Consider the following 18,965-nt stretch of genomic DNA (forward strand, 5'->3'; position numbering starts at 1 on the left):
CGCGCGGCGCTAGGACGGGTCCTTCGTGGCGAGCAGCCAGCTCTGGAAGAACGGGTGCAGGTCGCGTCCCGAGGCCGTGCTCCACCAGTCCTCGAGCGACTCGCGGCTCTGCGCGGAGTGCGGGTGGCTGGCGGGCCAGCGCCGGAGCAGCTCGTCGAACCGGGCGGTCCCCAGTGTCTTGGAGAGCTTCCACCACATCCGGGCGGGCGGCAGGTAGACGTTCGAGGAGGCGAAGTCCGCCGGGTCGTACGCGCCCGCCGGGCCGTACTTCCTGAGCAGGCCGCTGTCCTGGTGAGCGGTCTCGTAGCGGACCCAGGTGCCGACGGGGTAGCCGTAGACGTGGTCGAGCCAGCGGTACTGGACGTACATCGCCATGCCCTCGTTCATCCACACGTCACGCCAGTCGTTCGGCGTGACCTGGTCGCCGTACCACTGGTGCGACATCTCGTGGACGAGGGTGTCGTCGGACAGGTCTCCGCGGGTGTGACCGATGGTCATCATCGTCTCGGTCTCCATCGCGCTGGTGCTGGGCACCACCACCAGGGAGAGCGAGTCGAACGGGTAACGGCCGAGCAGGTGCTCGACCCAGCGGAAGTCGGCTGCCATGGACCTCAGCTTGTGGACGAGCTCCGGCCGATCGGTCGGCGTCCAGTACGACAGCGGCGTCCCGTTGACCCTGCCGAGGCGGGTCTGCCGGTAGCTCCCGAACGCCACGGTGGTGAGGTAGGACGAGGCCGGCGAGCCCAGGTGCCAGCGCGTCGTCGTGGTGCCACCGCGGGTGTGCCGGCCCCGGAGCGTGCCGTTGGCGATCCCGACGAAAGGCGCGGGCACGTGCAGGGTGAAGTCGTAGAGAGCCTTGTCGGCGGGCTGGTCGTTGACGGCGTACCAGGTGAAGGCCCCGTACGGCTCCTGCATCGCGTAGGCGCGGCCGTCGGGCTTGCTGATGAAGCCGTTCACGGTCTCGTCGCTGCGGGTGCCGGGTGCCGCCACCGGGCGCGGGACCCCGGCGTAGCTCAGCGTGATGGTGTGTACCTGGTCGGCGCTGACGGGCACGGGCAGGGTGAGGTGGTCGCCGCTCTGCTGCGCCCGGACGACGTGGCCGTCCACCGCGGCGGTGCTGACCCTGAGGTCGCTGTCGAGGTCCAGCGGGATCGCGCTCGCGGACGTCGCGGCGCGGAAGACGAGGTTCTCGGTGCCGCTCAGCCTGCGGGCGCGCGGGTGCCAGGTCAGGTCGAGGCCGTAGTGCAGTGCGTCCACGACGTCGTTGCCGTGCGCGGGGTAGTACGAGTCGATCTTCGGCGTGCTCAGTGCCGAGTCGTAGCCGGCTTGCGGGGCCGAGTCCCGCGCCACGGCAGGTCCTCCGTCTGTGCCCACGACGGCCGCGGCGCCGACGACGGTGGCGATCGAGGTGAGCGTGGCTGCCACGCGGTACGGGCGGCCACGCATGCGCCGGCCATGGTGTCGGCCGCGCGCGGCCCCGAGAGTGATCACGGAGCAATGGTCCGCGAGATCCCTCCTGCCGTCCCAAATTCCGGAGAACTCGCTCGAGACGGCTCGACACCGGGTCGGTGACCTCCGGCCGCTGTCGTTTTCCTGACCGGGGGATCCCCAGGCACAATGGAGATCTGAATACGTAGAGGGTTCCACGCGTCTTGGAGGTGGGTTCGGCGCGTCGTCCGACGCACCCGAAAGGTCCTCACGTGTCACCCCTCGCCTGGTATCGCAGGCTCTTCCACCTGGCCGGGACGCCGTACGTCCTGGTCGCCTTCCTGGCCCGCCTGCCGCTGGCGATGAGCCAGCTCGGCACCCTCCTGCTCGTCTCGCACGCGACCGACAGCTACGGCCTGGGTGGACTGGCCGCCGGCGCGCTCGCCGTCGGCAACGCCATCGGAGCCCCCTACGCCGGTGCGCTGGCCGACCGACTCGGCCAGCGCCACGTCGTGCTCGTCCAGTCGCTGGCCGGCGCCGCGGCGCTCATCGCACTGGTGAGCCTGGTCCACGGTGGCGCGCCGGATCCGGTCATCGTCGGCATCGCCGCTCTCGCAGGTCTCGCCATGCCGCAGGTCGGCCCGCTCGCCCGGGTGCGCTGGCGCCCGATCACGGCCGGGACCGGCCGCCAGCAGCGCCAGCTGATCGACGTCGCGTTCTCCTACGAGGGTGCCGCGGACGAGGCATCGTTCGCGATCGGGCCGGCGCTGGTCGGCCTCGGTGCGGTCGCCGTGTCCCCGGGCGGAGCGCTGCTGCTCGCCGCCGCGATGCTGGCCGCCTTCGGCACGGCGTTCGCGTTGCACCGCACCGCCCTGCTCGGCGCCGCCGAGCGCGCCGCTCGCCCGCGGGCCGGAGACGCGCGCGCAGCCCGGCTCCTCGGCCCCGTCCTGATCGTCCTGATCGGCGCCCAGCTCCTGATCGGGATGCTCTTCGGTGCCACCCAGACGGGCACGACCGTCGTCGCCACCGAGGCCGGCCAGCCCGGTATCGCCGGCCTGGTTCATGCCACCCTCGGTGTCGGCAGCGCCGTCGCGGGCGTGGCCACCGCGTTCATCCCCGAGCGCATCGGCCTCGAGCGCCGGATCCTGATCGCCGCGGTGGCGCTGCTGGTGCTGTCCACACCGCTGCTCCTCGTCGGCGGCCTCGCCTCGCTCGTCCCGGTCGTCGCGGTGCTGGGCTGCGCCGTGGCCCCGTTCATGATCGGCGTCTTCACCATCGCCGAGCGGGTCGTGGCGCCCACCCGGGTCTCCATGGCGATGACCCTGCTCGCCAGTGCCACCGGGCTGGGCTATGCGTCGGGCGCAGGCATCGCGGGGCGCCTGGCCGATGCACACGGCCACACCGCTGCGTTCGCCGTCACCGTCACGGCGATGGCGCTCGCCGTCGTGCTCGTCGCCACCAGCCGGCGCCGTCTCCGCGCCGCCCTCGTCACGGAGCCGGCACCCAGCGCTCCGCTCCTGGTCACCGCCGACGCCTAGGCTGCCCGACGTGGGTGAGTGCCTGTTCTGCTCCATCGCGGCGGGGGAGACCGCTGCCGAGCTCGTCCTTGCGGACGCCGACTTCGTGGCCTTCCTCGACCACCGCCCCGTCTTCAAGGGCCACGTCCTGCTGGTGCCCCGGCGCCACGTGGTGACCCTGCCGGACCTGCCGGGGGAGCTGCGCGACCCGTTCCTCGCCCACGGCCAGCGACTCGCGACCGCGATGGTCGAGGGGCTGGGGGCGCAGGGCAGCTTCGTCGCGATCAACAACACCGTCAGCCAGTCGGTGCCGCACCTGCACCTCCACGTCGTCCCCCGCACCAAGGGCGACGGGCTGCGCGGCTTCTTCTGGCCGCGCACCAACTACCGCGACGACGAGCGGGCCACGTACGGCGAGCGTCTGCGAGCGAGTCTCGACCGACCCGACGGGCGCGCCCCCTAGAGTCGCGGCGTGGAGATACGAGCCGCTCGATCCGAGGACCAGGGCGCCGTCGAGCACGTCATCGCGGCCGCCTTCGGGGACGAGGGCGATCACGTCGTGCTCATGAAGCGCGCGCTCGACGACAGCGGTGCGTCACGGCACGGCCTCGTGGCAGCAGACGGCGCCGACATCGTCGGGTACGTCCAGCTCAGTCGGGCGTGGATCGACGCCCGTGAGCGTCTCGTCGACGCCCTCGTCCTCACGCCATTGGCGGTGCGCCCGGGACACCAGGGGCGGCGGATCGGCCGGATACTGGTCGAGCGAGCGCTCGCGGTCGCGGAGGAGTCCGGCGCGCCGGCGGTGATGCTCGAGGGCGATCCGCGCTACTACGGCCGACTCGGTCTCATCGCCGGGTCATCGGTCGGCCTGCTTCGGCCCTCGCTGCGGATCCCCGACCCGTCCTTCCAGGTCGTGACGCTGTCGCGGTACGAGAGCTGGATGACCGGCCAGGCCGTCTACCCCGAGGCCGTCTGGGCCAGCGACGCCGTCGGCCTGCGCGACCCGCTGCTCGCCGACCTCGAGGCGAGTCGCGGCTGACGCGGGTTCTGGCCCGCGCCTGTGGTCATCTCCGACCAGATCATGTCGAGGAGCCCGTACGCCTCCGCGCGGTTCGTCTCCGCCCGCAGCCGGACCCGCTCGATGTGCGGCGCGGCCAGCTCGGGTTCGGTGCCGAGGTGGTCGAACCACACCTCGAGCAGCTCGGCCGTCACCTCGGGGTGGAACTGGAGTCCCCAGGACCGACCCCGGCGGAAGCCGACCGTGGCGTGGTCCGTGTCGGCGAGGAGCTCGACGTCGCGCGGCAGCGTGAAGTGGTCCTCGTGCAGGAAGAACCACTCGCGGCCCACGACGGGGAGCTCGCTGCGCGGGGCCGACCACCCGGTGAAGCTGCTCGGCAGCGGGTCCACCTCACCGCCCAGCGCGGCGCACAGCATCTGGCCGCCGAAGCAGATCCCGAGCGTCGGGAGGTCGGTGGCGAGGCGCTGCGCGAGGAGCCGGCTCTCGGCGGCGATCGCCGCCGTCGCGTGCGGGGCGTCGCCGAGGCGGGTCATCGGCCGGGCGACCGACCACTTCGAGCCGAGCATCACGAGCAGGTCGGCGCGCGCCGCCCGCTCGAGCGTGCCGGCGGTGATCGGGCGGTCGCGATCGATCAGGTCGAGCTCGAAGCCGCGTTCCTCGAGCCAGGAGCCGACGTGGCCGAAGCCCCCGCCGATGGAGGAGTTGAAGGTGACTGCTGCGATGGGCATGGGTCCAGCGTGATGGAGTCTCGGCATAAGCACCAATGAAGTTCTCGCATATGTCTATAAACTGAGCGAATGAACGCCGAGCGTCTCGACCCCCGCCTGCTCTCGACGCTGGAGGCGGTGGCGGAGAGCGGATCGTTCAGCGCTGCCGCCGATGCCCGGCACCTCACCCAGCCGGCCGTGTCGCAGCAGATCGCCATGCTGGAGCGCCAGATCGGCGCTCCGGTGCTGCACCGGCGCCCGCTGCGGTTGACCGCCACCGGCGAGGTCCTGCTCGCGGCCGCGGGCCGGATCCGCGCCGCACTGACCGCCGCCGATCAGGACCTGCGGGCACTCCAGGACGGCGACGGGGGCAGCATCACGGTGGCATCGTTCAACTCCGCGGCGGCCGGCCCGGTCCCGGCGGCCTTGGCGGCGTTCCACGGCGAGCGACCCGGCGTCTCGATCGGCCTGACCCAGATGGAGCCTCGCGAGGCGTACCCCGCGCTCGTACGGGGCGACGTCGACATCGCCGTCACCTACCGCTACCCGCAGTCCCAGAAGAAGATCCCGGCCGACGTCCGCGTGGACGTGGTCGCCGTCGACGATTTCGTCGCGGTCGTCCCGGACAGCCACCCCTTGGCGGGCCACGCCAGCGTCACGTTGCACGAGGCCGCCCACGCGGGTCTCATCGGCACGCCGTTGTCCGAGGTGCCGCTGCCCTGGCCCGGCGGCGCGCAGCCGCAGGAGGTCCACGGCGTGCGCTTCGCGGGCGAGGACTACGCGACGACGCTGCAGCTGGTCTCGCACGGCCTCGGCGTCGCCCTGGTCCCCGAGCTCGTCACCCGGCAGCACCCGGCCGGGGTGCGTGTCGTCCCGCTCGAGGGCCGGCCGTGGCATCGGCGCGTCATGGTCGCCTCGCTCGCCAGCGCCCGCCCGAGCGAGGCGATGGGCGCGATGACACGCCACCTCACTGCCGCGCTGCGCTCCCCGGTGTGATGAGGTTCGAGGTGTGCGCTCCCGACTGATCGCCCTTGTCGCGCTCCTGATGATCCTGCCCGCCGCGTCGACCGAGGTCGGCTCGGCCGAGGCCGCCCCGACGCCGAACGACCGCACCGTGCCGGCCCGTACGGCGCAGGGCGTGCTCGCCGCGATGACGCTCCCGCAGCGCGTCGGCGAGCTGCTGATGGTCGGCACGCCGACCACACGCCCCTCGGCGTCGGCCCTCGCCACGATCGGCCGCAACCACGTGGGCAGCGTCATCCTGATGGGCAACAGCACCGGGGGCCGCAGCCAGGTCGCCGACACCGTCGGTGCGCTCCAGGCCCGGGCCACGGCCGCCGCGACCGGTGGCACGCGGCTGTTCGTCGCGGTCGATCAGGAGGGCGGCCAGGTCCAGCACCTCAAGGGGCGCGGCTTCTCCACGATGCCCACGGCACTCACCCAGGGCACCTGGAGTCCGGCGACTCTCCGGTCGCGGGCGAACGCCTGGGCCCAGGAGCTGCGCGCAGCCGGGGTCAACCTCGACCTGGCTCCGGTCACCGACACCGTCCCGGCTGCCCACCCGGGCACGAACGCGCCGATCGGGCACTACCAGCGCGAGCTCGGCCACGACCCGGGCACCGTCGCCATCCATGCGGCGGCCTTCGTCCGAGGCATGAGCGCGGCCGGTGTCGCGACCTCCGCCAAGCACTTCCCGGGTCTGGGCCGGGTGCGGGGCAACACCGATCTCGTCGAGAACGTCATCGACCGGACGACGACGCGGCACGACGCCTACCTGCGCCCGTTCGCGGCCACGATCAGGGCCGACGTGCCGTTCGTGATGATGTCGCTGGCGACGTACAGCCGCATCGACGGGACCCGGCCGGCCGCGTTCAGCCACACGATCGTGACGGGGATGCTGCGCAAGCAGCTCGGCTTCGACGGGGTGGTGATCTCCGACAGCCTCACCGCTGCCGCCGCCCGGCGCTACGGCGTGGGGGAGCGGGCGGTCCGCTTCGTGCAGGCCGGCGGCGACGTCGCGCTGGTGACCGAGGCCGGTCCCGTTCCGGCGATGTACGCCGCCCTGCTCCGCAGGGCCCGTACGGACCCATCGTTCCGCGCCCGCGTGAACGATGCGGCGCTCCACGTGCTGGAGTCCAAGCAGCGGCTCGGCCTGCTCTAGGCGGGCACGCGAGCGTCGGGCGCGGAGCGCCTCAGGCGCTCGACGCGGCCCGATCGATCAGTGGGCGATGCCGTAGACGAAGCCGAAGATGCCGCAGGCCACGCCGGCGATGATGATCAGCCACAGCGACCACATCGCGAGGGTGTGCATGTTCTCCTGGTAGGAGTTGTGCTCGAAGCCGTTGAACTGCTCGCCGCTGACGTCGGTCATGGAACTCTCCTGCTCGCGTGATGTGTCGGGGAGCACGCTAGCGCCTCTCACTCGGCCTGTCCCAGATCGCGAGCCACCTCGAGCACTGTCGCGACGTCGGACGGCGTCGTGCGGAAGTTCACGAAGCAGGCCCGCAGGCAGGTCCGGCCGTCGACGTCGGCGGGCGCGATGAACACCCGACCGTCGACCTGCATCCGGCGCGCCAACCGGTCGTTGTGGGCGTTCGTCTCCTCGAGCGAGAGTCCCACCGGCACGTGCCGGAAGCAGACGGTCGACAGCATCGGCTCGTGCAGCAGCTCGAACTCCGGATCGGCCCGAACGGCCTCCGCCAGCAGCCGCGCCAGGTGGAGCGAGCCCTCCAGCCACGCCCGGAACTGGTCGGCGCCGTGCACCCGCAGCGAGAGCCACAGCCGCAGCGAGCGGAACGGCCGCGAGTACTCGAACGTCGAGTCGACCGGGTTCGCGACGTCGCCCTCGTGCAGCATGTAGCGCTCCTGGTGGCCGAACGCGGCCTGCAGCGCCCCCTCGCGCCGCAACAGCACCGCGCTGCAGCTCTTCGGCAGCCCGAGCCACTTGTGGGCGTCCACCGTCACCGAGTCGGCCCGGTCGAGCCCGTCGAACCAGTGCCCGGCGCTCGCAGTCGCCGCCGCCGGCACGCCGTACGCCCCGTCGACGTGCAGCCACACGTCCTCGCGCTCACACACCTCGGCGATATCGCCCAGCGGATCGACGGCGCCGGTGAGCGTCGTCCCCGCCGTCGCCACCACCGCCACCGGCGTGCAGCCTGCGGCCCGGTCCGCCGCGATCGCCTCGGCCAGCGCGGGCACGGAGAGACGCCGCATCCCGTCCAGCGGGATCCGGCGCAGCGCGCGGCTCCCGAGGCCGGCGGTCTCGATCGCTCGCACGATCGAGTGGTGCGCCTCGTCGGAGCAGTAGACGGTCGGCCCGCCCGATCCGACGCCGGTGCCGACGCCGTTCTCCCGGGTGCCGGGCAGCGCCGCCTCGCGGGCCGCCAGCAGCGCCGTCAGGTTGGAGGTCTGGCCGCCCGAGGTGAAGTGCCCCTCGGTCACCGGGAACCCGATCAGCTCCGCCAGCCAGCGCAGTGCCTGCCGATCGAGCAGGTCGGCCGCGCCCGCCGAGATCGCGAGGTTCGCGTCGTACGCCGCGGAGAGCGCCGAGGCGAGCACGCCGGTGTGCAGACCGCTCGAGCCGACGTAGGCCACGAACAGCGGACGTGACGGCGAGATGCTCGCGTCCAGCACCCGTACGGCGTCGGCGAGCGCCTCGTGCAGCTCCGTCGGCCCGGCGGGCAGGCCCGTCGCGAGCCGTCCCGCCAGCAGTGCGTCGACCTGGGGCTCGGACTCGCGGGGCCGGGCGAACGACTCCCACGCGCCGGACAGGTACTGGGAGAGGTCGCGAAGGACGTCCTGGCGGTCGGCGAGCGCCGCGTCGGCGAGGTAGGCCGGGATCCTGGGATCGATCGGGTCCGTCATGTGACCCACGTTACGGGCAGCGTCCGGGTGCGGCATCGTTACAGTGACGCTGGCAACGAGAGCTACGAGAATGGAGTCACACCATGGGTCGTTTCGACGGTCGGGTCGCCGTGATCACCGGCGCCGCGCGGGGCATCGGCTTCGGGGTCGCCACCCGCTTCGCCGAGGAAGGTGCGTCGGTCGCGATCGTCGACCTCGACGAGACCGCCGCCGCTGAGGCGGCCGCCAAGCTCCCGGCCTCCGCCGACGGGAACACCGCCAAGCACATCGGGATCGTCGCCGACGTCGGCGACGCCGCGTCGGTCGACGCCGCCATCGAGCGGGTCGTCACGGACCTCGGCGGCATCCACATCCTGATGAACAACGCCGGGATCACCCGCGACAACCTGCTCTTCAAGATGTCCGAGGACGACTGGGACCTCGTCATGAACGTCCACCTCAAGGGCTCGTTCCTGATGACCAAGGCCGCCCAGAAGCATTTCGTCGCGCAGAAGTACGGGAAGATCGTCAACGTCTCCTCGATCTCCGCGCTGGGCAACCGCGGCCAGGCCAACTACTCGGCCGCCAAGATGGGTCTGCAGGGCTTCACCCGCACCCTCGGCATCGAGCTGGGCCCGTTCGGCATCAACGCCAACGCGATCGCTCCCGGCTTCATCGCCACCGAGATGACCGACGCCACCGCCGCCCGTCTGGGCATGGACGTCGAGGACTTCCGCAAGGCCGCGGCCGAGCAGAACCCGGTCCGTCGCGTCGGCTTCCCCGAGGACATCGCGGCCGCTGCCGCGTTCCTCGCGAGCGACGAGTCGTCCTACATCACCGGCCAGACGCTGTACGTCGACGGCGGTGTGACGCTCGGCTGATAGTCCACCGGATCACCCGATAAAGGTGGCGAGGGTGCGGGCGCGCCTTCGTCACCTGGGTGGTCCATCGGTGACACTGGTGATGCATTCCCGGTTTCGAAACAGTTGGAGTTCTCCCATGCGCCCTTCCCGCACCCTCGTGCGCGCCATCGTCCCCCTCGCCCTGGGCAGCGTCGTGCTGACCGGCTGCGGTGGCGGCAGCAAGGAGAGCAGCAGCGGTGACACCACCCCCGCCGCCGCGTCCGCCCCGGCCACGCCGAAGGTCCCGAGCACCTGGCCGCTCACCGGCCTCCCGGCCGCCGACGGCGCGGCCGCGACCAAGCACTCGGTCTACATCGCCAAGATCGACAACACGTACGACAGCAAGCCGCAGTACGGCATCGGCCAGGCCGACATGGTCACCCAGGAGCTGGTCGAGGGCGGCATCACCCGCCTCGCCGTCTTCTTCTACTCCAAGCTCCCGGAGAAGGCCGGCCCGATCCGCTCGATGCGCCTCACCGACATCGGTGTCGCCAAGCCGCTCGACGCGAAGCTGGTCACCTCCGGTGCCGCCCCGGTCACGCTCCAGGGCCTGGACAAGGCCGGCGTGAAGTTCATCGACATGAACAACGACAACGTCAAGCGCGACCTCGATGGCACGCACGACACCCTGCACAGCGTCGAGGCCAACCTGCAGGGCCTGGCCAAGAGCTCGCAGCAGAAGGCCGCGATCCGCCCGCAGGACTTCTTCGAGTGGGGCAGCGACGCCGACTGGCACGGCCAGGGCAAGGCGACCACCGTCAACACCCGCATCAGCAACCAGTCCGGCAGCGACGACGTGTGGAAGTACACCTCCGGCAAGTACGTCCTCCAGAACAGCTACATGGACCCGGCCAGCACCTTCAACCCGGACACCGTCATCGCGCTGAGCGTGAAGACGAGCATCGCCCCCTATCGCGACCCGGCCGGCAACCCCGTCCCGGTCACCCACTTCGAGGGCAAGGGCAAGGCCGTGATCTTCCACGACGGCCAGTTCGTCAAGGGGACGTGGAGCAAGGACGGCGTCGAGGGCCTGCCGACCTTCACCGCGAAGGACGGCACCGCCATCAAGATCCCTGCCGGCCACGTGTGGCTGGCGCTCGTCCCCGAGGGCGGCGAGTCGGTCCAGGCCGGCTCGGTCAGCTGGACCAAGTGAGCCACCGCCGAGGCCGGGTCACTCCTCGGAGCGGCCCGGCTCCTCGGCGCTGACCTCGTCCTCTCCGCTCAGGCGCACGCCCTGGGCGGAGAGGGCCTGCATTCCGGCGAGGATGAAGCTCATCGCCTCCTCGACCCGGCGCGCCGCGGCGGCCCGGTCCTCGGCCTCGGCAACGCTGTCGCCGACCGAGGAGAGGGCGCCGAAGAAGATCCGGGCGAACGTCGTGCGCATCGCCTCGTCCACGACCTGGCCCGCGGCGGCGAGGACCGTAGCGACGATCTCCTCGACCACGGTGAACGCCGAGCGCTCCTCCTGCTCGCGGTAGCGCTCGTGGCCCAGGACGGCCGGGCCGTCCTGGATGACGATGCGCCGGTACGCGGGGTCCTGGACCGCGGTCATGAACGCGCGCAGCCCGATGATGGCCCGCTCCCAGGGGTCCCTGACCCCCTTGATCTGCTGGCGGATCACCCGCGTGGAGGCGCTCTGCACCTCGACGAAGACGGCGTCGAAGAGTGCCTGCTTGCCGCTGAAGTGGTGGTAGAGCGCGCCCTTGGTGACCTTCGCGCCGGCCACGATCGCGTCGAGCGAGGCGCCGGCGTAGCCGTTCTCGGCGAACAGCTCGGTGGCGACCTCCAGCAGGGCCTTCTTGGTCGAGGCGGAGTACTGCTGACGGCGGCTCACGCCCGGAACGGTCGGCAGGGAGGGGACCTTCGGCACGAGCTTGCTCACGGACTTCGCCACCGGGCAACTTAATCATGCGGGCGGTATGCGAGGCGGCCGGTGGCGTGGCCATGATCACGCGCGTCCCGGCTGGCATACCGTCGGTATGGCTCGTACTGTCGTTACGTACTCACGGTATGTGAGTCGACTAGCGATGGGGGCCGACCATGACCTGGAACAGCTACCACTCCCGCGGGGAGATCCTCGCCGACGTCATCGCGACCGCCGACCGGCGACGGGACGGGCGCCTCCCGATGGACGTCGAGGGCGTCACGGAGAGGTTCGACGACGAGTTCGACCTGCTCACCACCCTGCAGCTCAAGTGGCACACCCGCCTCGCGGGCAACCTCGAGCGCCTGCTCGCCGAGCAGCCGATGGACCTGCACGCCGCCGCGATCGCCGGCTGGCACGCCACCGCCGACGAGATGCCTGGCGTCCGCACGATCCTCGACGGCTACCGTGCGGCGCCGACCGACGCCCGGATGGCTCTGGCGATGAGCAAGGCGACCTCGAAGGAGCACCTGCTGCTCGCCGTCATGGCCGGCATGGGCTCCTATGCCGACGAGCTCGCGGTCCCGGCGGGCGCTCGGATCGCGGAGGAGGCACGGGCCGCGTACGTCCCGGCTCCGATCGTCGTGGAGCGGCCGACGCTCCTCGGTCGGTTGCGCTCGGCGCTCGCCGCCTGAGGGCGGCCCGGGCCTCCGGAGGCTCGCGGTGCGATGATGCCGTCATGGAGATCGCGCCCGGTCACCTCCTCGTCGCCACCGCCGAGCTGGGCGACCCCAACTTCGTGCGTACGGTCGTCCTGGTGGTCGACGTCGACGGCGAGGGCGCCGTCGGCGTGGTGCTGAACCGTCCGACCGGGGTCCAGATCGGCGACGTGCTCGAGTCCTGGGTGGACGGTGTCGTCGAGCCGACGGTCCTCTTCGAGGGCGGCCCGGTCCGCACCGAGGCGGCGCTCGCCGTCGGTCTCCTCCGTGACGAGGCCGACGTCCCGGTCGGCTTCCAGCCCGTGCACGGGCGACTCGGCCTGCTCGACCTCGACACGCCCCGGGCGCTGGTGGAGGGCTCGCTGAGCGGGCTGCGGATCTTCGCCGGGTACGCCGGCTGGGGCGCCGACCAGCTCGCAGGCGAGATCGCGGAGGGCAGCTGGCACGTCGTGCCGGCGCTGCGCGAGGACGTCTTCCGTCCCTCGGTGGACACGCTGTGGAGCGACGTGCTGCGCCGCCAGCCGGGGGAGCTGGCCTGGCAGTCGACCCGGCCCGCCGACCCCCGCGACAACTGAGAGTCCCCGTAGACTCGGCGCCATGGGATTCGGCTTCAGCAGCACGGGCACGGACACCGCTCTCAAAGAGCGGGTGGGGGAGCGCGAGGAGACGATCCCGACCGAGGAGGGCGACCACGACCGCTACTCGCACTATGTCGAGAAGGAGAAGCTGACCGAGGCGATGGTGATGGGCACGCCCGTCGTCGCCCTGTGCGGCAAGGTCTGGGTGCCCAGCCGGGATGGCACGAAGTTCCCCGTCTGCCCTGACTGCAAGGAGATCTGGGAGTCCATGACTCCCGAGGGTGACGCGTGAACAATCTGAGTCCGGCCTACCCCAACAAGGCTGCCTGGGGTACGGCGCCGTCGCTGCGCGCCTGGCAGGCGGCGGCCATGCAGAAGTACATCGACGAGCAACCCCGCGACTTCCTCGCGGTCGCGACCCCGGGCGCCGGCAAGACGACCTTCGCGCTGACCGTCGCCTCCGAGCTGCTCGGACGGCGGATCGTCGACCGGGTGATCATCGTGGCGCCGACCGAGCACCTCAAGACCCAGTGGGCCGAGGCGGCCGGTCGCGCGGGCATCCCGATCGACCCCAACTACTCCGCCGGCCAGGGCAGGACGTCCGCCGAGTTCCTGGGGGTCGCCGTCACGTACGCCGGTGTCGGCGTCAACCCGAACGCGATGCGGATCCGTGCCGACCGTTGGAAGACCCTCGTCATCCTCGACGAGGTCCACCACGCCGGCGACGCCCTGTCGTGGGGCGAGGGCGTCCGTGAGGCGTTCGAGGACGCCACCCGGCGGCTGTGCCTGACCGGTACGCCGTTCCGCTCCGACATCAACCCGATCCCGTTCGTCACCTACGCGCCGGACGAATCGGATCCCGCGCGCCCCCTCACCTCGCGAGCCGACTACACCTATGGCTACGCCGAGGCGCTCGCCGACCACGTCGTGCGTCCCGTCCTCTTCATGGCCTACTCCGGCCAGATGACGTGGCGCACGAGCGCCGGCGACGAGATCGCCGCGCACCTGGGCGAGCCGCTCACCAAGGACCTCACCCAACAGGCCCTGCGCACCGCGCTCGACCCGAAGGGGTCGTGGATGCCCGCCGTCCTCGAGGCCGCCGACAAGCGGCTGAGCGAGGTCCGGCGTCACGTGCCGGACGCCGGCGCGCTGGTGATCGCGACCGACCAGGACTCCGCGCGGGCGTACGCCAAGACGCTCAAGGAGATCACCGGCGAGCTGCCGACGATCGTCCTCTCGGACGAGAAGGACGGCTCGAAGAAGATCGCTGCCTACGCCGACAGCGACCAGCGCTGGATGGTCGCGGTCAGGATGGTCTCCGAGGGCGTCGACGTGCCGCGGCTCGCGGTCGGCGTCTATGCCACCACCATCTCGACCCCGCTCTTCTTCGCCCAGGCCATCGGCCGCTTCGTGCGTGCGCGTACCCGTGGCGAGACGGCCTCGGTCTTCCTGCCGTCGGTGCCCAACCTCCTCGGCTTCGCCGCCGAGATGGAGGTCGCCCGCGACCACGTACTCAAGAAGAAGGAGCGCGAGGACGGCGACATGTTCGCTCCCGAGGACGCCCTGATGGCGGCGGCCAACGCCACCGAGCAGGCCTCGGCGGACGAGGCCAAGGGCCCGTGGGAGGCGCTCGGATCCGAGGCCCGCTTCGACCGCGTGCTGTTCGACGGAGGCGAGTTCGGCCACGCCGGCGAGGTGCACGTCGGGTCCGAGGAGGAGATGGACTTCCTCGGCATCCCCGGCCTGCTCGAGCCGGACCAGATGCGTCAGCTGCTCCAGCAGCGACAGAGCGACCGTGCCAAGCAGCAGCAGGCCCGCGGCGACCACCTCGAGGAGGCGCGCCGTCGCGCGGCCGCCGAGGGGCTCGCCGAGACCTCGACCCACGAGCAGCTCGCCGTCCTGCGGCGCGAGCTCAACGGCCTGGTCGCCGCCTGGCACCACCGGACCGGGCAGGCGCACGGCATCACCCACGCGGCGCTGCGCCGCGAGTGCGGCGGCCCCGCCGCGGCGGTCGCCACCGCCGACCAGCTCCGCTCCCGCATCGAGCGGGTCCGGGAGTGGGCCAGCCAGCGCAAGAGCTCCTGACCCGCGACTCGGCGCGACTTGTCGTGAGATACGCGCCGAGTCGGCGCATCTTCAGAGTGAAGATGCGCCGACTCGGCGATTCGGGGTCGGGTCAGTCGACGTCGGCGGTCTCGAGGATCTCCGCCTCCTCGACCGACCCGTGCACGGGGGCGGGCGCGATGGTGACGAAGCGGCGGAAGACCACGAGCACGAGCAGCGCGACGGCGACGATGCCGGCACCGAGCCAGAACGCACCCTGGAAGCTGTGCTCGGCGACCTTGCCCGAGACGTACGCGCCGACGGCGCCGCCGAAGAAGCGCACGAAGGAGTACGCCGCCGAGGCCACCGGCCGCGGCACCGGCGCGGCACCCATCACCAGGGTGGTCAGCACCGTGTTGGTGATGCCGAGGAAGAAGCCGGCGACCACGACGCAGACCACGATGCCCCACGGCTGGCCGGTCGTCGCGGCGGCCGCGTTGTCGGGAGCGAAGACGCCCATCAGCGCCAGGCAGGCGGCGAAGCCGAGCATCGCGATCACGATGGCACCGAACGTGCCGACCGCCTTCTCGATCCAGCCCGCGCCCCAGATCGACGTGAACGCCAGCGCCAGGCCCCAGCCGAAGAAGACCCAGCCGATCTGGGCGGCATCGAAGTGCGTCGAGCCGAGCTGCAGGGGGTACGGCGCCACCGACATGAGGGCGAAGAAGCCGTAGTTGTAGAACAGCGCCGCGATCGAGACCACCAGCAGGCCGGGGTACCGGAGCGCCTTGATCGGGTCGGCGATCGAGGTCTTGGTCTCCGGCTTCGGGGTCTGCGGCAGGAAGAACAGGGTGGCGAGCAGGCCGATCGCCATCAGCACGGCGACGCCGAAGAACGGTCCGCGCCAGCCGATGTGCTGGCCGAGCTGGCCGCCGACGATCGGGCCGAGCCCGATGCCGATGCCGAGCGCCGACTCGTAGAGCAGGATGGCCTGCTTGAGCGAGCCCTTGGTCAGGCTGACGATCGTCGCGAGCGAGGTCGCGATGAAGAGTGCGTTGCCCAGTCCCCAGAAGGCCCGGGCGACGACGATGCCGCCGACGCTGTTCATCAGGCCGCCGGCGGCGGAGAAGACCACGATGATCGCGAGGCCGCTGATCAGGGTCCACTTCACGCCGATCCGGCTGGAGACGTACCCCGTCACCAGCATCGCGACGGCGGTGACCACGAGGTAGGACGTGAAGAGGAGCGAGACGTCGCCCGAGGAGGCGTGCAGGTCCTTGGCGATCGCGGTGAGGATCGGGTCGACCAGGCCGAGACCCATGAACGAGACGACACACGCGAAGGCGACGGCCCAGACGGCTCGAGGCTGCTGGAGGAGCGAGCCCTGGGGCTCACTCGTGGTGGTTGCGGGGGAGTTCACGCGATTCCTTTCTCGGTGAGGCTGGTGAGCACGGCGATCGCGATCGCGACGTCGGCCTCGGAGTGTGACCGGAGCCGGCCGCGGACCGTCTCGGTGATGTGATCGCGGCTCTCCTGCAGGTACGCCCGGCCGCTCTCGGTCAGGCTCAGCACCTGCGCCCGCGCGTCGGTCGGGTGCGGCGTCTTGGCGACGTACCCCTCCTGCACGAGCGCGGCGACCTGGTTGCTCATCGTCGGCTGCGAGACGCGGTCGGCGGCGGCGAGCTGGCTGATCCCGGCCGTGCCGAGATCGTCGAGCGAGGCCAGGACGCGGTAGGAGGCCGGCATGTTGACGTCGCGGCGCAGCTGGCGGACCAGCTTGCCGGCGAGGAGGACGAGCTCCATGGTCGCATCAGTCACATAGAGAAACTATATACCTAACCTATGCACATGTCGAGGGGTAGGCATACGAGCGGCACTAGGCTGGCGGCATGGCTCGCGCGCTGATCGTGGTCGATGTGCAGAACGACTTCTGCGAGGGCGGCTCGTTGCCCGTCGCCGGCGGGGCGCAGGTCGCCCATGCGATCGCCGAGGTGCTGCGCGCACGCAGCGCCGGGCTGCCGGGCGCTGCGAGCTACGACCGGGTGGTGGCGACCAAGGACCACCACGTCGATCCGGGTGGGCACTTCGGCGACCCGCCGGACTACGTGGACAGCTGGCCGGCGCACTGCGTGGCCGGCAGCGACGGCGAGGCGTTCCACCCCAACCTCGACCCCGAGCCGTTCGACGCGATCTTCCGCAAGGGAGAGCACCGGGCGGCGTACTCCGGCTTCGAGGGCGCGGAGGCCTCCGGCGAGGGCCTCGAGACGTGGCTCCGGGCCCACCGGATCACCGAGGTCGACGTCTGTGGGCTGGCCACCGACCACTGCGTACGGGCCACCGCGCTCGATGCCCGGCGCGCCGGCTTCGACACCCGTGTCCTCACCGCCCTCGTGGCCGGGGTCGCGCCGGACACGACCGAGCGGGCCCTCGCCGAGATGGCCGCGGCCGGGATCGAGCTCGCCTGATGGCCGAGCTCATCCGGACCGGCGACCCGGCGCTCACGTCGTTCGTCGAGGCACTGCTGCGGGACGCGGGGATCCCGTACCAGATCGCCGACCGTGGGGTGGTGAACCTGCAGGGCGCCCTGCCCGTGATCCTGCCGCGGATCCTGGTCGCCGAGGACCGCATCGCCGAGGCCCGTCAGATCCTGGTCGACGCCGATCTCGTCTGACCGGCCCCAGCCGCGCTCAGACGAAGATCGTGGGGATCGCCGGCTCGCCCTTCATCATCGACTGGACCGGGATCGGCAGCTCGGCGAGGGCCGCCCGGTGGCGGTCGCGGGCAGCGGCGAGCGGCTCGTGGCCGACGATCTCGCCAGCACGGACCAGCGGCACCAGCAGCGTGCGGTCGTCTCCGCGCCGTCCTGAGCCTGTCGAAGGGTCGTCGACGGGTGGCGTGCCGATGCCGATCACCTCGGCCTCGGCGACGCCGGCGGCCGAGCGGCGTCGCAGGGCGTACTTCCGGCCGCCGATGGAGACCTTGTCGGCGCTCTTCTTCGCCACCGGCACCATCGCGCCGTCTGACCCCTCGCGGGAGACCAGCTTGTAGACGAAGCCGCAGGTCGGGTGGCCCGAGCCGGTGACCAGCTGGGTGCCGACCCCGTAGCCGTCCACCGGTGCCACCGCGAGCGAGGCGATCGCGAACTCGTCCAGGTCCGACGTCACGATGATCCGGGTGTCGTGCGCGCCGAGGGAGTCGAGCTGATCGCGGACCTGCACGGCCAGCACGCTCAGGTCTCCGGAGTCGAGCCGGACCGCGCCCAGGCCTGGCCCGGCCACCTCGATCGCCACCCGCACCGCCTCGGCGATGTCGTACGTGTCGACGAGCAGGGTGGTCCCGGTGCCGAGCGAGCGCACCTGCGCGGTGAAGGCGTCGCGCTCGGTGTCGTGCAACAGGGTGAACGCGTGCGCGGAGGTGCCGGTCGAGGGCACCCCGTACGTGGCGCGCGCGGCCAGGTTCGAGGTCGCGGTGAACCCTGCGATGTAGGCGGCGCGGGCCGAGGCCACGGCGGCGGCCTCGTGGGTGCGGCGCGACCCCATCTCGATGCAGGGGCGGCCGGCTGCCGCGAGCGTCATCCGGGAGGCCGCCGAGGCGATCGCGCTGTCATGGTTGTAGATCGACAGCAGCAGCGTCTCGAGCAGGACCGCGTCCGCGAAGGTGCCCTCCACGATCAGGAGCGGCGAGTGCGGGAAGTAGACCTCGCCCTCGGCATAGCCCCAGATGTCCCCGGAGAAGCGGTAGGAGGCCAGCCAGGTCAGCGTCGCGTCGTCGACCACGCCCTCCAGTGCCGCCAGCTCCTCGGGCCCGAACCGGAACGCCTCCAGCGCGTCCAGCGCCCGGCCGACCCCGGCGACGACGCCGTATCGGCGACCCTCGGGCAGACGCCGCGGGAAGAGCTCGAAGACCGCGCGCCGGCGGGCGGTCCCGGCCGCGAGCGCGGCCTCGAGCATCGTCAGCTCGTAGTGATCCGTCAGGAGCGCGGTGCTGGGGAGTCGGGGAGAGGCCACGGGACTGATCGTGGCACGATGGGCCATATGTCTGCGCCGAGCCCAGTCGAACTCGACGAGCCCGTCACCGATGACCTGACCCTCGCGTCCACGCCGTGGGTGACCATCGTCTGGAACGATCCGGTCAACCTCATGTCGTACGTGAGCTACGTCTTTCGGACCTACTTCGGCTACGAGAAGAAGAAGGCCGAGAAGCTGATGATGGAGGTCCACAACGACGGCCGCTCCGCGGTGAGCTCCGGCTCCCGCGAGGAGATGGAGCGCGACGTCCAGGCGATGCACGGGTACGGCCTCTGGGCGACGCTGGAGAAGCAGCAGTGAAGCGGGGGTGAGATGTCC

General features: G+C 71.5%; 22 protein-coding genes. 14 read left to right on the forward strand and 8 right to left on the reverse strand.

Annotated elements, in window-relative coordinates; translation table 11 throughout:
- Positions 1–9 precede the first annotated feature (9 nt).
- On the reverse strand, positions 10–1,446 hold the full coding sequence (locus ACZ5L9_RS11505) for a M1 family aminopeptidase (RefSeq protein WP_464527769.1): 1,437 nt from the start codon (positions 1,444–1,446) through the stop codon (positions 10–12).
- 254 nt (positions 1,447–1,700) lie between these two features.
- On the opposite strand from ACZ5L9_RS11505, the gene ACZ5L9_RS11510 reads away from it, so the two are divergent.
- The 3 genes from ACZ5L9_RS11510 to ACZ5L9_RS11520 are packed head-to-tail and all read left to right on the forward strand — an operon-like array spanning position 1,701 to position 3,984.
- Complete coding sequence (locus tag ACZ5L9_RS11510) at positions 1,701–2,966, forward strand: MFS transporter (protein ID WP_464527771.1); 1,266 nt, start codon at positions 1,701–1,703, stop codon at positions 2,964–2,966.
- Positions 2,967–2,976: 10 nt separating this feature from the next.
- Positions 2,977–3,408 (forward strand): HIT family protein, encoded by a 432-nt coding sequence (locus tag ACZ5L9_RS11515; RefSeq protein ID WP_464527773.1) that lies wholly within the window; start codon positions 2,977–2,979, stop codon positions 3,406–3,408.
- A 9-nt stretch (positions 3,409–3,417) separates the two neighbouring features.
- The gene (locus ACZ5L9_RS11520; protein WP_464527775.1) at positions 3,418–3,984 is read left to right on the forward strand and encodes a GNAT family N-acetyltransferase; all 567 of its coding nucleotides are present in this window, start codon (positions 3,418–3,420) and stop codon (positions 3,982–3,984) included.
- Here the strand turns inward: ACZ5L9_RS11520 and ACZ5L9_RS11525 are convergent.
- The gene (locus ACZ5L9_RS11525; protein WP_464527777.1) at positions 3,903–4,691 is read right to left on the reverse strand and encodes a type 1 glutamine amidotransferase; all 789 of its coding nucleotides are present in this window, start codon (positions 4,689–4,691) and stop codon (positions 3,903–3,905) included. The genes ACZ5L9_RS11520 and ACZ5L9_RS11525 overlap by 82 nt on opposite strands.
- Positions 4,692–4,760: 69 nt before the next feature.
- Between ACZ5L9_RS11525 and ACZ5L9_RS11530 the strand changes: the two genes are divergently transcribed.
- Together ACZ5L9_RS11530 and ACZ5L9_RS11535 are read left to right on the forward strand one after the other, a co-directional pair.
- Positions 4,761–5,666, forward strand: a complete 906-nt coding sequence (locus tag ACZ5L9_RS11530; protein ID WP_464527779.1) for a LysR family transcriptional regulator — start codon at positions 4,761–4,763, stop codon at positions 5,664–5,666.
- A gap of 13 nt (positions 5,667–5,679) precedes the next feature.
- Entirely contained in the window at positions 5,680–6,831 is a 1,152-nt protein-coding gene (locus ACZ5L9_RS11535) for a glycoside hydrolase family 3 N-terminal domain-containing protein (RefSeq protein ID WP_464527781.1), read from the forward strand.
- Between the two features lie 57 nt (positions 6,832–6,888).
- Here the strand turns inward: ACZ5L9_RS11535 and ACZ5L9_RS11540 are convergent, their stop codons facing one another.
- Together ACZ5L9_RS11540 and ACZ5L9_RS11545 are read right to left on the reverse strand one after the other, a co-directional pair.
- Entirely contained in the window at positions 6,889–7,041 is a 153-nt protein-coding gene (locus tag ACZ5L9_RS11540; RefSeq protein WP_464527782.1) for a hypothetical protein, read from the reverse strand.
- 47 nt (positions 7,042–7,088) lie between these two features.
- Positions 7,089–8,534: a pyridoxal phosphate-dependent decarboxylase family protein gene (locus ACZ5L9_RS11545; RefSeq protein WP_464527784.1), complete on the reverse strand. Its 1,446-nt coding sequence runs from the start codon at positions 8,532–8,534 to the stop codon at positions 7,089–7,091.
- An 83-nt stretch (positions 8,535–8,617) separates the two neighbouring features.
- On the opposite strand from ACZ5L9_RS11545, the gene ACZ5L9_RS11550 reads away from it, so the two are divergent.
- Positions 8,618–9,394 (forward strand): SDR family NAD(P)-dependent oxidoreductase, encoded by a 777-nt coding sequence (locus ACZ5L9_RS11550; RefSeq protein WP_464527785.1) that lies wholly within the window; start codon positions 8,618–8,620, stop codon positions 9,392–9,394.
- Between the two features lie 118 nt (positions 9,395–9,512).
- Positions 9,513–10,568, forward strand: coding sequence for a DUF3048 domain-containing protein (locus tag ACZ5L9_RS11555; RefSeq protein WP_464527786.1), 1,056 nt, complete (start codon positions 9,513–9,515; stop codon positions 10,566–10,568).
- Between the two features lie 18 nt (positions 10,569–10,586).
- Here the strand turns inward: ACZ5L9_RS11555 and ACZ5L9_RS11560 are convergent, their stop codons facing one another.
- Entirely contained in the window at positions 10,587–11,297 is a 711-nt protein-coding gene (locus tag ACZ5L9_RS11560; RefSeq protein ID WP_464527788.1) for a TetR/AcrR family transcriptional regulator, read from the reverse strand.
- 158 nt (positions 11,298–11,455) lie between these two features.
- Between ACZ5L9_RS11560 and ACZ5L9_RS11565 the strand changes: the two genes are divergently transcribed.
- From ACZ5L9_RS11565 to ACZ5L9_RS11580, 4 genes are read left to right on the forward strand one after another with little or no spacing between them, the layout of a single operon-like run.
- Positions 11,456–11,974: a hypothetical protein gene (locus tag ACZ5L9_RS11565; protein ID WP_464527790.1), complete on the forward strand. Its 519-nt coding sequence runs from the start codon at positions 11,456–11,458 to the stop codon at positions 11,972–11,974.
- 44 nt (positions 11,975–12,018) lie between these two features.
- A complete protein-coding gene (locus ACZ5L9_RS11570) occupies positions 12,019–12,573 on the forward strand; it encodes a YqgE/AlgH family protein (protein ID WP_464527791.1) in 555 nt (184 codons plus the stop codon).
- A 22-nt stretch (positions 12,574–12,595) separates the two neighbouring features.
- Positions 12,596–12,868, forward strand: a complete 273-nt coding sequence (locus ACZ5L9_RS11575) for a DUF3039 domain-containing protein (protein ID WP_464527793.1) — start codon at positions 12,596–12,598, stop codon at positions 12,866–12,868.
- On the forward strand, positions 12,865–14,661 hold the full coding sequence (locus ACZ5L9_RS11580) for a DEAD/DEAH box helicase (RefSeq protein ID WP_464527795.1): 1,797 nt from the start codon (positions 12,865–12,867) through the stop codon (positions 14,659–14,661). The genes ACZ5L9_RS11575 and ACZ5L9_RS11580 overlap by 4 nt, the downstream gene beginning before the upstream one ends.
- 91 nt (positions 14,662–14,752) lie before the next feature.
- On the opposite strand, the gene ACZ5L9_RS11585 is transcribed toward ACZ5L9_RS11580, so the two are convergent.
- Positions 14,753–16,039 (reverse strand): MFS transporter, encoded by a 1,287-nt coding sequence (locus ACZ5L9_RS11585; protein ID WP_464527797.1) that lies wholly within the window; start codon positions 16,037–16,039, stop codon positions 14,753–14,755.
- Complete coding sequence (locus ACZ5L9_RS11590) at positions 16,036–16,437, reverse strand: MarR family winged helix-turn-helix transcriptional regulator (RefSeq protein ID WP_464527798.1); 402 nt, start codon at positions 16,435–16,437, stop codon at positions 16,036–16,038. The genes ACZ5L9_RS11585 and ACZ5L9_RS11590 overlap by 4 nt, the downstream gene beginning before the upstream one ends.
- 71 nt (positions 16,438–16,508) lie before the next feature.
- Here ACZ5L9_RS11590 and ACZ5L9_RS11595 point away from each other — a divergent pair, with 71 nt between their 5' ends.
- Entirely contained in the window at positions 16,509–17,084 is a 576-nt protein-coding gene (locus ACZ5L9_RS11595) for a nicotinamidase (RefSeq protein WP_464527800.1), read from the forward strand.
- Positions 17,084–17,290, forward strand: coding sequence for a putative signal transducing protein (locus ACZ5L9_RS11600; RefSeq protein WP_464527801.1), 207 nt, complete (start codon positions 17,084–17,086; stop codon positions 17,288–17,290). The genes ACZ5L9_RS11595 and ACZ5L9_RS11600 overlap by 1 nt, the downstream gene beginning before the upstream one ends.
- A gap of 16 nt (positions 17,291–17,306) precedes the next feature.
- Here the strand turns inward: ACZ5L9_RS11600 and ACZ5L9_RS11605 are convergent, their stop codons facing one another.
- Entirely contained in the window at positions 17,307–18,569 is a 1,263-nt protein-coding gene (locus tag ACZ5L9_RS11605; protein WP_464536853.1) for a nicotinate phosphoribosyltransferase, read from the reverse strand.
- Between the two features lie 84 nt (positions 18,570–18,653).
- On the opposite strand from ACZ5L9_RS11605, the gene clpS reads away from it, so the two are divergent.
- Positions 18,654–18,947 (forward strand): ATP-dependent Clp protease adapter ClpS, encoded by a 294-nt coding sequence (gene clpS / locus ACZ5L9_RS11610; RefSeq protein WP_464527803.1) that lies wholly within the window; start codon positions 18,654–18,656, stop codon positions 18,945–18,947.
- Positions 18,948–18,965: the final 18 nt, after the last annotated feature.

This window comes from Nocardioides sp. JCM 18998 (assembly GCF_055391535.1).

Excerpts from the sequence above, each read along its gene's own strand:
- ACZ5L9_RS11595 (WP_464527800.1), top strand. The coding sequence starts at position 16,509 with ATGGCTCGCGCGCTGATCGTGGTCGATGTGCAGAACGACTTCTGCGAG.
- ACZ5L9_RS11525 (WP_464527777.1), bottom strand. The coding sequence starts at position 4,691 with ATGCCCATCGCAGCAGTCACCTTCAACTCCTCCATCGGCGGGGGCTTC.
- ACZ5L9_RS11540 (WP_464527782.1), bottom strand. The coding sequence starts at position 7,041 with ATGACCGACGTCAGCGGCGAGCAGTTCAACGGCTTCGAGCACAACTCC.
- ACZ5L9_RS11550 (WP_464527785.1), top strand. The coding sequence starts at position 8,618 with ATGGGTCGTTTCGACGGTCGGGTCGCCGTGATCACCGGCGCCGCGCGG.
- ACZ5L9_RS11570 (WP_464527791.1), top strand. The coding sequence starts at position 12,019 with ATGGAGATCGCGCCCGGTCACCTCCTCGTCGCCACCGCCGAGCTGGGC.
- ACZ5L9_RS11505 (WP_464527769.1), bottom strand. The coding sequence starts at position 1,446 with ATGCGTGGCCGCCCGTACCGCGTGGCAGCCACGCTCACCTCGATCGCC.
- ACZ5L9_RS11545 (WP_464527784.1), bottom strand. The coding sequence starts at position 8,534 with ATGACGGACCCGATCGATCCCAGGATCCCGGCCTACCTCGCCGACGCG.
- clpS (WP_464527803.1), top strand. The coding sequence starts at position 18,654 with ATGTCTGCGCCGAGCCCAGTCGAACTCGACGAGCCCGTCACCGATGAC.
- ACZ5L9_RS11575 (WP_464527793.1), top strand. The coding sequence starts at position 12,596 with ATGGGATTCGGCTTCAGCAGCACGGGCACGGACACCGCTCTCAAAGAG.
- ACZ5L9_RS11605 (WP_464536853.1), bottom strand. The coding sequence starts at position 18,569 with ATGCTCGAGGCCGCGCTCGCGGCCGGGACCGCCCGCCGGCGCGCGGTC.
- ACZ5L9_RS11530 (WP_464527779.1), top strand. The coding sequence starts at position 4,761 with ATGAACGCCGAGCGTCTCGACCCCCGCCTGCTCTCGACGCTGGAGGCG.
- ACZ5L9_RS11565 (WP_464527790.1), top strand. The coding sequence starts at position 11,456 with ATGACCTGGAACAGCTACCACTCCCGCGGGGAGATCCTCGCCGACGTC.
- ACZ5L9_RS11600 (WP_464527801.1), top strand. The coding sequence starts at position 17,084 with ATGGCCGAGCTCATCCGGACCGGCGACCCGGCGCTCACGTCGTTCGTC.
- ACZ5L9_RS11555 (WP_464527786.1), top strand. The coding sequence starts at position 9,513 with ATGCGCCCTTCCCGCACCCTCGTGCGCGCCATCGTCCCCCTCGCCCTG.